Consider the following 14,418-nt stretch of genomic DNA (forward strand, 5'->3'; position numbering starts at 1 on the left):
AGCTAGAGCATCAATCTAGCGTTGCAAGATAATCATCTAGTCCAGAAACGCCGATATCCAGAAATCTAACGAAGCCAGATTTATCTATCACAGCCGCATAGGGGATGGTTTTGCCACGCAAGCTTAAAAAAACTTCGTCCTGTATATCGTTACCGGAGAAAACGTGTTGCACCACCCTGAGATCTTGCTCAGAGATCCGCCCCAATAGCTCTGCTATATCCTGATTATTATCAACACTAACGGCGTAGAAAGAGATATCACTCCTATTCGCGTACTCGCGCGCAAGCTCTTCAAAATCTTCAATCGCGCTCCTTGAATATGGGCACCATGTCGCCCAGAAAAGTAATACCTTCGTTCTCCCATCCTTTGCACGAATGGCGATATCGCCCCCCTCTAACATCATCAACCTGGCCTCTGGCGCAGGTTGCCCTATAAGCTCCAGAGCATTCGTTGAGACAGATGCACAACCGCTCAGCATGCTTAGTAAGAGAACAAATGGAAGAATGCCCCGCATAATCTGCACGATCTGTTTAAATCTCATCCGCCATCCTTAACCGTTAATCTTGAGCAAGGGTACGCTCGTACTGAGCCCTAACATCTAGATCAAGCTCCTCTTCGTAGTACTGTTTGATGAGCTTTATGGCAATAACATTATTGTTCCCAACTAGGCGTTGCAAGGCCTTAATCCGGACCTCCTTGGCGGGATGTCTTAATAGATCAAGAAAAACTCCGCTTTCCAAGCGATCGCCGAGCTGTGTTATAACCTCAAATACTACCCGTGCTGGGCCATCTTGAAGTAATACAGTAATCAACCCTTGATCTAATGGCCCGCTCTTAAGCACCTCTAAGCCCTTCGCAAACTGCTCATCAGATAGATAATTACTTAGCCCAATAGTAGCTACGAGCTGCCCATATCTCTCGCGCTGCGCCCGGTCTCGAATAGAATCCCTTACCGAACGCAGATAGGGATCGTTTATGGGCTTGGCTATCAGCGCCTCGTAGGCACTTCGCTGCACCTCGGTATCCTCTGCTAGTAAAATCGTTGCGAGCAACGCTTTAGGAGCCTCGGCTGTGTAGGACACAGCGAGTGTAGATACGGTAGCACGCGAGATCTTCCCCTGTGCCGCAGAGACTAGCGCCGAACGCTCTCGCTGTGACAATCCTACCCCATTACGCAACACCTCTACAAAAACTACTCGCGGGCCACTTACCGCACCCTTGGCAATAGTAAGCGCCGCAATAGTACGCAGTTCTGACTCGTGCTGCTGTACGAACTTGTCAAGCACCCACAATATATCCACCGAACTTATCTGATCTTTTAGCTCGAGAATATCTGCAAGATAAAGTGTACGAACTTGCGGCATAGCGATCAGGATAGCCAACACCCCATGTTGCTCATGATCCATAAATCCCGCCAGCTCTTTTGCGGCCATCATAAATATCTCTCTTAAAGCTTCAGGCTCTCCGAGATCTAGCCCTAATGCAGCCGCCAACTGAACTGTTTCCTGTCGCTCCTCGGCATACGCATTACGCAGAAGCTCGAGCCTAGTTTTGCCTGGGAGGGCTGGGTTTAATAGCTTAATAAACAATAAGTTATCTGCCCGTATGCGAGATTCTTGCAACCAATTCCGCATAAGGTCCGTAGAGCGCAATAATCCAAGTCGTCTAGAGCGCGACAATATGCCGTCGATAATTGCAGAACGTTGCGAATCATCCTCGGCCTCCTTTAATGCTTTGATCAGGGTTTCATGTGCAAACGGATCGTCAGAGAGAACAGAGGCTCCTATCTTCTCAGTAAAGGCCGGCGGAAGATCAGATACAGATTGTATCCCTCGCGGCGAGCCGTTTGATTTATTCAGCCCTGCGTACTCGGAGACCTTTGAGAAGCCCAATCCAAGCAGAACTACTATACTCACGCAACCTATAGCGAATAGCGCAACACGATCTATAGCTCTACGTGGAGCAGCTCGCGGCGCCCCATCTAAAACCCGCGTTCCTGCGATCTCAAACTGCGCGTTTTTTGTATCTATGTCAGCCAGTACTACTTTTTGTGCAGATTTTAAGCTTGTCTCCCTGGCATTACCTATTGCCTTCATCAGCTCAGAGGCATTACCTGGACGACTATCAAGAGAAGAATTAAGAATGCTCGGTATGAGTAGATTAATCCAAGCCGGCGCTCCTAGGATTGGCGCAATCTCCTGCTCATTACCAGGTTGTATACCAAGCCCTGCCTGTATCAGCGGCGCCCCTGAAAAGAGTCGGTATCCGAGCGCAGCCAGGGCATACACATCAACTTTAGCGCTTTCCTGCCCGCCTACGCGCTGCTCAGGGGCTTGATATGCGCGCAACTCAAGTAATTCATCCCTCCCCTGCTTGGGCAGCTCCTCTGGATCCGAAAGAAGCCCAAGCCCCGCTATAAACAGCACCTCGCCCTCGCGCCCAAGCAGAAATGATTCAAGAGAGATATCACCGCAACACAAGCCCCTGTTGTGTATTACTTCTATCGCCCTGATACACCCCAAATAGCGCCGTTCAAGCTCGCTACCCTCTGGAGCGCCCTCGTTAATATGTCGCCCCGTTGGAAGACTAAAAACTATAAAACCGTGCCGGTTGGTATCAAGTCCATAACTAGCGCTATTAAAGCTTGAGACCCTATCTAAAAACTCTGCGGCATGTGTTACAAAACGGAGCTCCTCCTCGACCGATAAAGGCTCTCTGCTAATCCATAGCCCTACGCTATTGCGCGATTTTTTTTCTACTGCCTTAAATGCCTGCGCTGAAAATGTGGCCGAGATCCTCGATTCACACGAGAGGTACTGATCGAGCGGAGCAGGGAGATCTCTTCTTTTTCCCTTAGCTGTCTGCATTACCCATCCTCCAATAATCCTGCAACTCCTACCGATGCGCTATATTCCAGATACCAACCTGCTCAACTGGTACCGCTGGATCGAGATCTCCAAAGGTCATTACAAAGAGACGCCTAGTCATGCTGCGTGTTACTGAGAGCACCTTTAACTTCACCTCATCTGAACAAAGTATCGCAACCGGGACGACACCGTATTCAAAAGCTGGCTTTAACACGGTGTGCAGCCCGTTGGAGATGGCCTCATATACCTCAGCCTCAAGAGCTAGCGGCAATGTCCTACTTTCTAGCTCTGCGTCGCTTAAGATCTGCTCAACCTCACTCGACAATGAAATGACCCTTAGCGCCCTGGCTGCGCCGATAAATCTCCTCAAGATCTGTCGTCGACGATTGCTACGCAGATGATCTACAACCCGCGCGACATCTACCGTACCGTCGTTATCAAGAGATACCCCGTTCGTAGAGCAGAAAGAGGCGACTCCCTCGGTAACCGCCCTAAAATCCCGCACACTAACCCCCTGCCTGATCAGCTCTTGGATGATCTCAGTCAACTTCGGCACCGATACGAACTCCTTGCCAAAGCCCTCAGCAATTAATCCTGGATGCCTCTTTTCAACCTGTCGTAGCAATGAGTGAACGTCGGTTACCGATATAAACTCCTGCGGGTGCTGCACACAGAAGCTCGCTATCTGAAGTCCAATAAACTCAAAAAAATCGTAGCTGCGGATTGAAGCTACATCGAGCATCTTACGAACGTGGGGGGAGTAGGGGGTCCAGAAGACCCTGTGGCCCGACATCGGGTGCTCCTCTTGTAACAGTACCTTCAATCCGAGAATCGCCGCATGCGAGCTGGAGATCTCAACCAGCAGAGCGTCCGGTAAAACACGCCCAGAAAACATCTCTATACCGGCATGACTAACTCTATATGATGAAGCTGCTCCAAGCTGATCCGCTACGACCCGTATCTCTGGTAACAACAGCCCAACATCTGCATACAATGAAGCCCTAAAAGCGCCCCACCACGAAATATAACGTGGAACCGCTCCACGATACGACCTAAATAGAACCCCACTATCCAATGCGATAATTAGACCCTCATGATCAGGGTCGTGTTCAGAGCGCCCGTGCTGCGGGGCCGGCAGTCCAGGTATCTGAGAATACTCCTGGGACTGTAGCGCCATGTTTGGATCTGCTCGCATGCGGCGCAGTAGAATAACCCCTGCTCCCACCGCCGCACTCGCAACTGCGATAAAAGGGAGGGCTGGAATGCCTGGCAACATCGCAAAAAGCACTAAGATGCCCGCCGTAACGAACAGAATAGCTGGCTGTGCAAAGAGCTGCACGCGCAGATCTGCACTTAAACTTGAATTTTCAGATGAGGAGACCCGGGTAACTATAATACCGGCACAGATCGAGGTCAAAAGAGCTGGGATCTGCGTTACTAGACCATCACCAATGGTAAGCACCGTATACATCTGCACGGCATCCTGGATCGACAATCCAGAGGATACCCCCATAAATATACCGCCGAGTATATTTGCAAAGATTATGAATAACCCTGCTATGGCATCTCCCTGGACGAACTTCATAGCTCCGTCCATAGAGCCATATAGCTGCGACTCACGCCGTAGATCGTCGCGTTTCTTACGAGCCTCTTCCGATGAGAGAACCCCTGCTCGTGCATCGTTATCAATTACCATCTGCCTACCAGGCAGCGCATCGAGCGCAAAGCGTGCCGCCACCTCAGAGACGCGCATTGCGCCCTTCGATATTACGATAAAGTTAACCACCGTAACGATCGAAAAGATTATAACCCCGACAACTACCTCTCCTCGGATTAGGAACGTTCCGAAGGCTTCAATTACATGTCCAGCATCCCCCTGGCTTAGGATCAAGCGCGAAGAAGCGACGTTAAGCCCCAGACGAAAGAGGGTGCCTAGAAGCAGGATCGTTGGAAAGGTGTAGAGCGCCGCTGAATTAGCAACGTAGAGCCCAACCAGCAGCAGCAGGATAGAGAATGAGACGTTAAGAACCAGTAGGATATCTAGTAGCTGCGTTGGCAGCGGAACGATCAACATAGCTGCAATGGCGACCACAAAGGCCGTCAGAACAATATCGGAGTATCTGAGCCTGTTAATTACCATCTGCTTTTTTGACGCTTATCAAAAACACTATTCTCACAGCAAACATCCTATATTTGCGTTATAATCTGTAGCCCGAATCCGATCATCAGAATAACCAAGAAACCAAAGAATACCAAAGCAACCGGACCGGTCGCATCTAACTCAAGCTTTTTAATTCGCTCATCGATCTGCGACTCGCGTTGTGACGCAACGGAATCCGCCATATCCTGCAACTGCTTTGAGATCTCGCCTCCAAACTTTGCCACCTGAGATAACGCCATAAAGGTGTGTTTGAGTTCGTGACTTCCTGACATCCTACCCACCTCATTAAGAGCCTCCTCCAGACTTGCTCCCGACTTGATGTGAAACTGTGCATAGCGCAACAGTTCGGTGACGGCGTTATGAGTATCGCGCTCATCAGCCATCTGCACTATCCGCATTATGCAGGGGCCTATATCAAGTGAGCTACTTACACCGATCGAGACCTGCTCGATTACGAGGGGCAAATAGAACAGAATGTCATCAAGGCGCGCTTTTACACGTCGATCAAGGATCTTAATGGGGAGATAAAACCCAAGGATAATTCCTATAACGGCGCACAGAAAGACACTTTCCAACCCCCCAAAAGCACGCCCAATCAGAGCAAAAACAAAAACTCCAATAATCGGCATTAAAACCTGTAGCCGCTTAAAATCATTTTTCTGGCCCTCAGAGAAGATCCCTGCTCGGAACATCTTCTCTTCGGTAGTGAGCGAGCCCTTTTTTTTCTGCTCCTGTCGAATAACCGACTGAAACCTTTCGAGCTGATCTCCGCTCTCATCCTCTTTAATACTCTCACGCAGCCCAGCCATGGCGCTCGTATACTCCTCAGAGCCCATGAGATCCCTAAAACTTCCCGTTGTGCGCATAAAGCGCAGGTATAGCAGGAACGCAAGACAGGCGACTGCGATACAGCCTGCAGCAACAGGAATTATGAGAGAGAGCTCCATATCCACCCCTATACTCGCAGCTTAGTCACCTGCCTAATCCAGAACAGCCCAATCACAATGCCAGTCAAGCCAGCCTGCCCCACACTTCTACCGGTTGGATGGGTCCAAGTAATCGTTACACACTCCGGCCATACGAAATAAAGATATCCCTCTAAGGCCATCAGGATAGCGAGGATAAACCAGATGGAGCCGCGCTGAAGACCTACTGCAGCATTAGCTGAACGCCTGAAAAACTGCCGTCTGCGCACCTGTTTCGCTAAGCGATCGATGGTCGCAGAGAGGTTCCCTCCAACACGTCGACTTAGTATCAGTGCCTGCACAAAAAGCTCGATCTCGGGGTGATGTATATCTTCGCCAAAGGAGCCTATCGAGCGCTCCTCCGAGACCCCCATGCGAAGTCTCTCCAACATAATCTGCACCTCTTCACGGACGAGGGAGCTCTCCTCAAGACCTTCCGCAGCGGCCTGCAAGCCCTGAATCGGGTTGAGTCCCGTCTTGAGCATGCCAACAAAGGCCAGCAGGAACTGGGGATAATCTGCATCAAAGCGCTCAAAGCGGCGATCGATACGCCTATTAAGCAGCCAATTCATAAAAACCGCTCCTGATAGCAAGGCGATAATCTGTAGAACTGAATCGAAGAACATACTCGTTATCAGGAACATAACTAGACTGACGAAGATCTGCGCTAAACTAAAGGCATATGGTGGAACGTTTGGAAGTTGCGCAAACCTTAATTTCTTGCGGATCGTAAGGCGATTTTCGGCGCTCCGCTCTACAGTTTCCTCCTGCAACGCAGTTGCGACAACGGAGGGGCCCTCTTTATTATTTACAGAGTCCCTAGCCTCGCGCTGAGATACGATGATGTTGCGTATATTCTGCCTGGTAGAGAATGGGGATATAGCTCTGCCGCTAATGGGTAGGCGCACAACGAGTGCCACCACCAAACAACATGCAACAACCGCTGCAACCAATGCCAGAAGAGCCATGGGGGTCATATATTTTTAGCGCCTCCTCCCCCTGGCCCCTTAACAGGGGGGCCAATCGTAATCTCTGGTGGTGAGTCACCTAAGTGAATACCATCTGCTTTTAGCTCTGCATCGAAGTTGCTTGTCCATGATTCGATCCGCCAGACCGGTTTAATCCCCTGTTTAATGAGTGAAAACATAGGCCGGACCTGAATTACCCCCTCTACAAAATGTCCAACTTCAATCACCTCGGCTATACGGGGCTTACCACTACCCTTCTCTCTAAGAAGCCACACGACACAATCTATCGCTAGCGCTATCTGTTGCCGAATAATCTCAACTGAAACTGATTTTTGCGCTCGTCCGAGCAAACTCTCAAGCCGCACCAGGGTTTCGCGCGCATTTCTGGCGTGCACCGTTGACATTCCAACGTGCCCCGTCTGCGCGCTCTCAAGGAAGGCCTCTGCCGCAAGGGGAGTTCTCATCTCACCGAGAATGACGCGCGTGGGTGTCATTCGCAGGGTAGTTTTAATATGCTCCTGCAAGGTCACCTCACCAATACCCTCCGCATTCGCAGGCCTAGATACTAGAGAGCGAAAGTATGGATGCTCAAAGTTAAGCTCCGGAGTATCCTCTACCGCCACAATAGATTCGGTCAGTCCGAACTGTGTCGCGAGACATTTGAGCAGGGTTGTCTTGCCGGTCCCTGTTTCGCCTGAGACCATAATAGTTGCTAAACCACTGCGTACAAGTGTAGCTAGATAATTAACGATTAGCGGTGGGGCGACCTGATACGAAATGATATTCTCGAGGCTCACATCACTTATGCGCGGGATGCGAATACATAGCATCGGGCCACGTTGACCGCAGACGCTCTCATGGACCGCGCATATACGGACACCGTTAGGGAACGACCCGTCAACGGTGTGTTGCTGTGTGGTTAATGATTTGCCAAGTCTGAGCAAAAGTCGGTCAATGAAAGTAACGTATGATTGATTATTTTGCCAACTAAGTCCGGTAGTCTCGCTTATCTTGCCACGCTGCAAGACTACAGTTTTGTAATCGTATACGTGAATATCTGTCACATCTTTGTTGTCCATTAAAGGCTGTAGTACGCCCCATCCAACCAGATCCTTTTGCAGATGAATGATGATATTGACCCGTTCAATATCATCAAGCGCCTCACCGCGCTTACGAAGAACCCGATCTACTGCCTGTATTATAACCTGCTCGGTTGTGGCCGCATTGGTCATCTGCTGTTGCAAGGTGAGGTCACTGCCAAGCTCTCGGCGCGCTTCGCGCATAATAGTTGATGCCGTAGCTGACATCTCCTGGGTCTTTGCATCGATAGTAACGCGCGCTTGTTGCTGCACGGATGATTGGGTTGAGGATTGGGTTGAACTGGCAGCTACCGCTCCCGTAGGTTGTGCAGAACCCTGAGAGCTTTTTGCTACCGGTTTTTGCGCTGCTGCCGCGCTAGCGCCTGATGGCTCCTCCGCACCCCTACTATGAGAGGCTCTGGTTGAAAACACTCCGAGTAACCCATCTTTTCCATCTTTTTCTGAGCCTGTCATAGAGAACCCTCTTTTAATCGCTAGGGTGTATGCTCCCCCTATACCTACAGATGTCGGCCGAATAGAAAAAAAGCATAACAAATAATTACGAAAAACAGATAATTAGATCGGATTAGATAACTACGTTCTATCTTGCCTAGGTGGGCGCTGACCCATTTAGGGTCTTATCGCGCAGGAGTTCCAAGGGGCGCTGAATTGGTGTGATTTTCCGGAACTAGCTTACCACCAATAAGATTAAACTCCTTTCCCCCTACCTTAACCCTGCCGTCAATCGGTATCTCGTTAGAGGGGGGCCTTGTAGAGATCCCTAAGATTGAATCAATCGTAATGGCGCTATTCTCAGGTGAGGCTACGCTCTCCTCATCACCACGCAGCGCTAAGCTAAGTATACCTGATTCAGAGGCGAGCTGAATCTTGGCTGCCTCTTCGCCCCTGACCATAATCGTTACGGTGGTCTTCTCGTTGGGCTGACTTGGCCCAGCACCTGGATCTCCACTTGTACTACGGGAGGCCGAGAGAACCTTGGCATTTTGCACGACGATCGTCACCGTCGGGCGACCCTGTGTGGGTGACAACATAACATCAACATTTGCTCCGGCCCTGGCCCAGCCCTCGACATTTGTTGTTGCATCAACGGCCATCGTCACCGCTCTAAACCCATCCTTAATGTTAGCCTGGATCTGATTAAGAGGGGGCTTGGCTGTGATGTAGTCCATTAATAGCGGCTGGCCGGGTGCCATAAACGATGCGGCATAGGTAGATTTTAACTGATCAAAGCTAGTCACTATGTTGGTACTTCCCGTAACCAGAGCACGTGTCTCCTTACGGAACATAGCTGCCGTTAGCTGAACTCCAGCCTCGATCTCATTGATCGGCACTAAAACATCCACCAGCTCCGTTGCCGGCTGTTGTTGTACAACCTGTTGTGGGGTTTCTACCTGCTTGGCACTAAGTAAATAGAACGCCACTACCCCGACACAGATAGCCAGGAGCGAAATTATCACTATGTTCAGTATTGCGGAGGTATCCTTTGCGATTTTAGCCTCACCCCCACTACCTCCGATCATATGGATATCCCGATACTATCTGAAACGCGGTAGCTCTGATCCCCTGCAGATTAACCCTGCTTTAAAGGGCCTCTGCAGGGCACTAACCACTATTAGTTTACAGCAGATCCAATATTTGAAAACTGCCTCGATACCTGTGTCCCCAATGCCCGTACCCCTACGATTGCGACCACCGCAATCAATGCCACTAGGAGTGCGTACTCTACGAGTGAGGCTCCACGCTGGCGGTGTTGAGAAGTTGCTTCTGCGCTAGCGGGCTCTCTGTTTAATAATTCTGGCTGTGCCATACAAAATCTCCGTACAAGGGCAAAAATAGCTAAGGCTACAAACAACTACTGATGTAGCTCAATGGCCATAGAGATACTAGCAGAAACACTATAGCTTTCACTCCCTGCAGATTAACCCTGCTTTAAAGCGCCTCTGCAGGGCACTAACCACTATTAGTTTACAGCAGATCCAATATTTGAAAACTGCGTCGATACCTGTGTTCCCAATGCCCGTACCCCTACGATTGCGACCACCGCAATCAATGCAACTAGGAGTGCGTACTCTACGAGTGAGGCTCCACGCTGGCGGTGTTGAGAAGTTGCTTCTGCGCTAACGGGCTCTCTGTTTAATAATTCTGGCTGTGCCATATAAAATCTCCGTACAAGGGTACAAATAGTTAAGGTTAAAAACAACTACTGATGTAGCTCAATGGCCATAGAGATACTAGCTAACACCATCTGTTCGCAAGGGTATTTCTTTAGCGCCTACAAAGCTAACGAGCGGAGACCTCCTGTTTCTTACTAAAGATCCTTTGCAGCCAGCCCCCATTCGTTCCCTTTGATTCGCGCCCCTCCCTGGGGGATGGAGTAAACTTATCACCAGCAGATTCCTGGGCTCCGATTAGGCCAAGCTCGCGCGCTATCTTATCGAAGGTCTGCTTCATGGCCTTATTGCCCATACTGTAGAGCGTTTTACCGCTCCCAGGCCATAGCGCCGCCTTCGGATCAAAGGGTAGTGCAGGCAACCTCCACGGCAGATCCCCAAGCTTATGTGCGGGTTCAAGTTCAGCCGCTATCTGCTGAACGCTCATGAGGGCACCGGAGTACGGATTAACCAAAAAGCAGAGCCGCTCAGAGCTTCCCATCAATCCCTTGATAAAGGTTAAGTAAAGATCAACCGCCGTTAGTCCCAGGATGGTGTCATCTAGTACTACCAGCACCACATCGGCGCCACGAATAAGGGTGCCGGTTGCTGGCCCCATGCGCCCCCCCGTATCGATTAAGACTACATCGAACATTACTCGGGAGAGTTCAAGGATTCGTTGTGCGATACCTATGCCATCTGCGTGGCAGGCAAGATCGATCGATTCAGCGAATCTATCGGGAGACATTAGAACTGAGACCTCGCTACTAATGGGGATCAGGGCGTCCCTCATCGACTCACGATTAATCTCTCGACTGCCATTAACCCAGGCGCTTACTACCTTGGCCTCGGCGCCATTTACCGTCAGAGAGCGACTCAGATCTCGGGTCTCTACATCGAGATCCCACAGCATCGTCCTCCTGTTGTAGGCGCTACAAACCTCTCCCAATGCGGCCGTTGCTGAGGTCGCACCAACGCCACCCTTGGCCTGCACAACAACAATAACCCGCCCCTCATGTGTACGACCATCTTTGCGAAAATCAGAGTTAATTGCGACTAGCTCCTGCAGAAAATCAAGCGGGCTGGCGCTATCTGGAAAGACCTTGCGAACACCAGCGGATTGCGCGGAGCGAAACACTCCGCCCCCATAGGTACTATCATTTACAAACATTACTATCTGTATCCAGGGAGCGACGACATGCGCTTGTCGCGCAATCGCAATAGCGCGCTCCCCAAGACCGGAGCCGATCACAAGCACATCCGCCTCTGCAACTCGTTCCGCAAAGTCCTGCTCATTTACAAGCTTGACCTTAAGGTCAAGCATCTCCATGTCGCTACGATTGAACGATCGATAATAAGTAGTTTCATAAGAAAATCCCTCTAAAACTGGAACTTCGCTAACAGAGCCGGTGCAAATAATTTCAAAAAAACAACGCCAAAACCTATCCCGATTAGTGCAGCTAAACCCAAAGCTATTATGTCGCCTGTCCTTGAGCGCTTCTGCTCCGTAGCGGCATACTTCTTTGGGAATTCGCGAGCCCTATCAGATACAACCACCCGTTTCTGAGGCTCAGATTTTGGGTGCCCCCAGCCTTCAGAGAGCAGATCTCCTGCGGCCCCAAGTTGTGGCAGATCTCCCGCAGGCCGCTGTGTAGCAAACTCCTGTGTCGCAACCCCCTGTGTCGCAACCCTCTGTGTCGTTATCGCAGCAGGCCCGGTCTGAGTTTCAACGGCATAATCGACAAATTCTGCGCTCAGAACCTCGGTATTTTGCGAGGCCGGGGAATTATCGATAGGATCTGAGCTATCGCTGCGTGCGCGCGTGGGGCTCTCCTTACCCGCACCCCACCTGGAGCGTGTCTGCCAACTTCCGGCAGCACCCCCTGCGGGACCCCCACCTGCAGCAGCAAGAGCTGAGCCACCTAGCTCGAGCGGGCCAGATGATAATGCGATCTGAGTCTCATTGGGGGTCTTCTTAATTTGATTAGCGCCCTCTGTTGGTGACTCTGATAGTGATGGCCCAACGTAACTTGTCGCCTGCCCGCCGGCCTGATTTGGAAGAAAAAGGCCGCCGGTAATGGCGGAACGCATGCCACGATCTACTGCTATCCTTTGCAGATCAAAAAAGATCTCCATCGCTGACTGATAGCGAGTATCCGGATCTCGTTGCATCGCCTTCAGAACTATCGCATCGAGTTCAGGTGGGCAATCTGAGCGGTGCTTGCTCGGGGGCTCAGGGTCCGTCTTAAGCCGTTTTGTCATCGTAGCGTAGACACTGTCGCCGCGAAACGGGGACTCTCCTGTAACCATCTCGTAAGCAAGAATTCCAAGGGCATAGATATCTGAGCGCCAGTCAACCTGCGCGCGCAGCATGTATTCCGGAGCAACGTAGTCGATCGTTCCAACAACACCCCCGTGTTCTGTCAATTTAGGTCCATGCCTGTTTCGAGCGATACCGAAGTCGGCTATCTTTACGCTCCCCTCTTTACTGAGCAGGATGTTCTCTGGCTTGAGATCTCTGTGGACAATGCCAGCATCATGAATAGCCTGCACTCCGGCAGCCATCTGACTGAGTAGTCTAATAATCTCTGGTATAGGCAGGCGCTCGGCCTGCCCAAGCTGCTCGGCTAAGTCTCCACCATTAACGAACTCCATCGTATAGGCGATCAACTCACCATCCCGTATATACTCGTATGCTCGCACCACGTTTGGGTGCGATACGCCGTACGATGCCAGGATTTCGTTCCTAAATCGCGCAGATGCCACCTTATCCTGAGCCACCTCCGGATAGAGCACCTTAATGGCCACCATTTGCCCCTGCAGTTCCCGATGCCGACAAGCATACACAAGTCCCATGCTGCCCGAACCAAGGCACTTTACGACTTCATACTTGCCTCCGATTACCGTACCGGGCTGCAAACTAATTAAGTGTTCATCGGTCATAATAACTTACGAATCCATTAAGTCCTATTCAACTGCATCTACCATTATAAGACAGACATAAAACGATCGATCGCCAAACACAATGACATCACCGTGTGAGAGCGTGCTCTTCTCTCCCGATAGAAACTGCTCCTCCCCGCCTCCAGCGCGTTGAATCCTGGTACCACTCTCAGAGAGCTGATCAAGAACCTGCACTGAATTGCCCAATGTAATACGCATAATTGCATGCATCGGGGAGACCGATTCATCTTGTAAGACGAGACAATTACCGGAACCTTCAAACCATTCGGCTCGTTGTCGAATGAAACGAGGAATCCAACTAACTGCGTGTTGTTCTTCCAGTATATCTCCTCCGGTTTTAAACTCCTCTCTATGGGCATCGCCTCCGTTTCATACTGCGGCTGTTGTGGCTCAGGTGCATGGCGCGGCTCAGCTACATAGCGTGGCTCAGGCTTTGCGTAGGCCTCCAATATCTCGGCTGGATCTATTTGCAAGCTAACCTGTACGGGTGGCTGTACCGATTGCGGTACAGTTTTTATTATTCCAGCTCTTAAGATCTGACTCCCTTGCGGTACTGTTGTTTCCAACTGGATCTCTTGCTGTGGGAGCTCCTCTGGTTCAGGTGAGTAGAGTAGCTGCTCTGGGCTCTGCGGCGGGTCCTCAGGAACGGCTACTTCAGGATCTGGCTGTGTGGCCTCCCATTGCTGCTCCTGCTCCCCTGTCTCTACAGTACTTGCATGCTCCTCAACGGGCTCTGCCCATCTCTCTGTTGCCTCCTCATTAACCTCCCCCTCCCCTTCAGGGGCGCCCTCAGCAGCCTTAATGAGCATCTCGCTGCTTACCGTAGGAACCTCCCAATTTGAATCTGCAGTAACTACTCGATCTTCAAGCCCCCCAATACGGCCAGAATCTGTGGCTGGCTGGAACTCGCCGCCCAAGCGGGCACGCACCGATCCAGTTAGATCCGAATTAAGCATCACGGTCTTATTTCGTACCCGCGTACCGGTGGCTGAGCGGGCCCGTTCCGTTCCACTACCTGTTATTCTATTATTATCATCACTCATAATCCCCTCCTGCTACCTGAAAAACTTCATGGCTAAAAATCCTATGACCGTTACGAGCGCCGCTATGCCACTCATGACAGCCAATAATAATAACTGTTTTCCGAACCCTAGCTTCACGCCACTGCGTCGAACTGGCGCTGACTTAGCTCTCTCTTTCAAATCCCCCCCGTTTGGATGGGGTGATTGTTTAAGCTGTCCAA

Annotated in this window: 13 protein-coding genes; all 13 read right to left on the minus strand. The window is 50.7% G+C overall.

Annotated features, from left to right (window positions below; all coding sequences use genetic code 11):
• Positions 1-10: 10 nt before the first annotated feature.
• The gene (locus NTV65_00035; protein MCX6113592.1) at positions 11-541 is read right to left on the minus strand and encodes a TlpA disulfide reductase family protein; all 531 of its coding nucleotides are present in this window, start codon (positions 539-541) and stop codon (positions 11-13) included.
• Between the two features lie 16 nt (positions 542-557).
• The gene (locus tag NTV65_00040; GenBank protein MCX6113593.1) at positions 558-2,867 is read right to left on the minus strand and encodes a hypothetical protein; all 2,310 of its coding nucleotides are present in this window, start codon (positions 2,865-2,867) and stop codon (positions 558-560) included.
• A gap of 28 nt (positions 2,868-2,895) precedes the next feature.
• Positions 2,896-5,007 (minus strand): flagellar biosynthesis protein FlhA, encoded by a 2,112-nt coding sequence (locus tag NTV65_00045; GenBank protein ID MCX6113594.1) that lies wholly within the window; start codon positions 5,005-5,007, stop codon positions 2,896-2,898.
• A 47-nt stretch (positions 5,008-5,054) separates the two neighbouring features.
• Positions 5,055-5,975, minus strand: coding sequence for a type II secretion system F family protein (locus NTV65_00050; GenBank protein MCX6113595.1), 921 nt, complete (start codon positions 5,973-5,975; stop codon positions 5,055-5,057).
• A gap of 8 nt (positions 5,976-5,983) precedes the next feature.
• Complete coding sequence (locus tag NTV65_00055) at positions 5,984-6,970, minus strand: type II secretion system F family protein (protein ID MCX6113596.1); 987 nt, start codon at positions 6,968-6,970, stop codon at positions 5,984-5,986.
• Positions 6,967-8,514, minus strand: coding sequence for an ATPase, T2SS/T4P/T4SS family (locus NTV65_00060; GenBank protein ID MCX6113597.1), 1,548 nt, complete (start codon positions 8,512-8,514; stop codon positions 6,967-6,969). Before NTV65_00060 ends, NTV65_00055 begins: the two co-directional genes overlap by 4 nt.
• 164 nt (positions 8,515-8,678) lie before the next feature.
• Positions 8,679-9,581, minus strand: a complete 903-nt coding sequence (cpaB, locus tag NTV65_00065) for a Flp pilus assembly protein CpaB (GenBank protein MCX6113598.1) — start codon at positions 9,579-9,581, stop codon at positions 8,679-8,681.
• 92 nt (positions 9,582-9,673) lie between these two features.
• The gene (locus NTV65_00070; protein MCX6113599.1) at positions 9,674-9,868 is read right to left on the minus strand and encodes a Flp family type IVb pilin; all 195 of its coding nucleotides are present in this window, start codon (positions 9,866-9,868) and stop codon (positions 9,674-9,676) included.
• A 153-nt stretch (positions 9,869-10,021) separates the two neighbouring features.
• Positions 10,022-10,216 carry a Flp family type IVb pilin gene (locus tag NTV65_00075; GenBank protein ID MCX6113600.1) on the minus strand — a complete coding sequence of 65 codons (195 nt, stop codon included), beginning with the start codon at positions 10,214-10,216 and terminating at the stop codon, positions 10,022-10,024.
• A 125-nt stretch (positions 10,217-10,341) separates the two neighbouring features.
• On the minus strand, positions 10,342-11,541 hold the full coding sequence (locus tag NTV65_00080) for an AAA family ATPase (protein MCX6113601.1): 1,200 nt from the start codon (positions 11,539-11,541) through the stop codon (positions 10,342-10,344).
• A 50-nt stretch (positions 11,542-11,591) separates the two neighbouring features.
• Positions 11,592-13,154, minus strand: a complete 1,563-nt coding sequence (locus tag NTV65_00085) for a serine/threonine-protein kinase (protein MCX6113602.1) — start codon at positions 13,152-13,154, stop codon at positions 11,592-11,594.
• Between the two features lie 44 nt (positions 13,155-13,198).
• Entirely contained in the window at positions 13,199-14,218 is a 1,020-nt protein-coding gene (locus tag NTV65_00090) for a hypothetical protein (protein MCX6113603.1), read from the minus strand.
• Between the two features lie 12 nt (positions 14,219-14,230).
• Positions 14,231-14,418 (minus strand): hypothetical protein (locus NTV65_00095; GenBank protein MCX6113604.1); only part of this gene is annotated, 188 nt, incomplete at its 5' end.

The organism is Pseudomonadota bacterium, from assembly GCA_026390555.1.
In the GTDB taxonomy this organism is placed as follows: Bacteria; Bdellovibrionota_C; UBA2361; order UBA2361; family OMII01; genus OMII01.

Coding starts and splice junctions, on each gene's coding strand:
- cpaB (MCX6113598.1), bottom strand. CDS start 9,581: ATGATCGGAGGTAGTGGGGGTGAGGCTAAAATCGCAAAGGATACCTCC.
- NTV65_00055 (MCX6113596.1), bottom strand. CDS start 6,970: ATGACCCCCATGGCTCTTCTGGCATTGGTTGCAGCGGTTGTTGCATGT.
- NTV65_00060 (MCX6113597.1), bottom strand. CDS start 8,514: ATGACAGGCTCAGAAAAAGATGGAAAAGATGGGTTACTCGGAGTGTTT.
- NTV65_00045 (MCX6113594.1), bottom strand. CDS start 5,007: ATGGTAATTAACAGGCTCAGATACTCCGATATTGTTCTGACGGCCTTT.
- NTV65_00035 (MCX6113592.1), bottom strand. CDS start 541: ATGAGATTTAAACAGATCGTGCAGATTATGCGGGGCATTCTTCCATTT.
- NTV65_00075 (MCX6113600.1), bottom strand. CDS start 10,216: ATGGCACAGCCAGAATTATTAAACAGAGAGCCCGTTAGCGCAGAAGCA.
- NTV65_00090 (MCX6113603.1), bottom strand. CDS start 14,218: ATGAGTGATGATAATAATAGAATAACAGGTAGTGGAACGGAACGGGCC.
- NTV65_00080 (MCX6113601.1), bottom strand. CDS start 11,541: ATGGAGATGCTTGACCTTAAGGTCAAGCTTGTAAATGAGCAGGACTTT.
- NTV65_00040 (MCX6113593.1), bottom strand. CDS start 2,867: ATGCAGACAGCTAAGGGAAAAAGAAGAGATCTCCCTGCTCCGCTCGAT.
- NTV65_00050 (MCX6113595.1), bottom strand. CDS start 5,975: ATGGAGCTCTCTCTCATAATTCCTGTTGCTGCAGGCTGTATCGCAGTC.
- NTV65_00085 (MCX6113602.1), bottom strand. CDS start 13,154: ATGACCGATGAACACTTAATTAGTTTGCAGCCCGGTACGGTAATCGGA.
- NTV65_00070 (MCX6113599.1), bottom strand. CDS start 9,868: ATGGCACAGCCAGAATTATTAAACAGAGAGCCCGCTAGCGCAGAAGCA.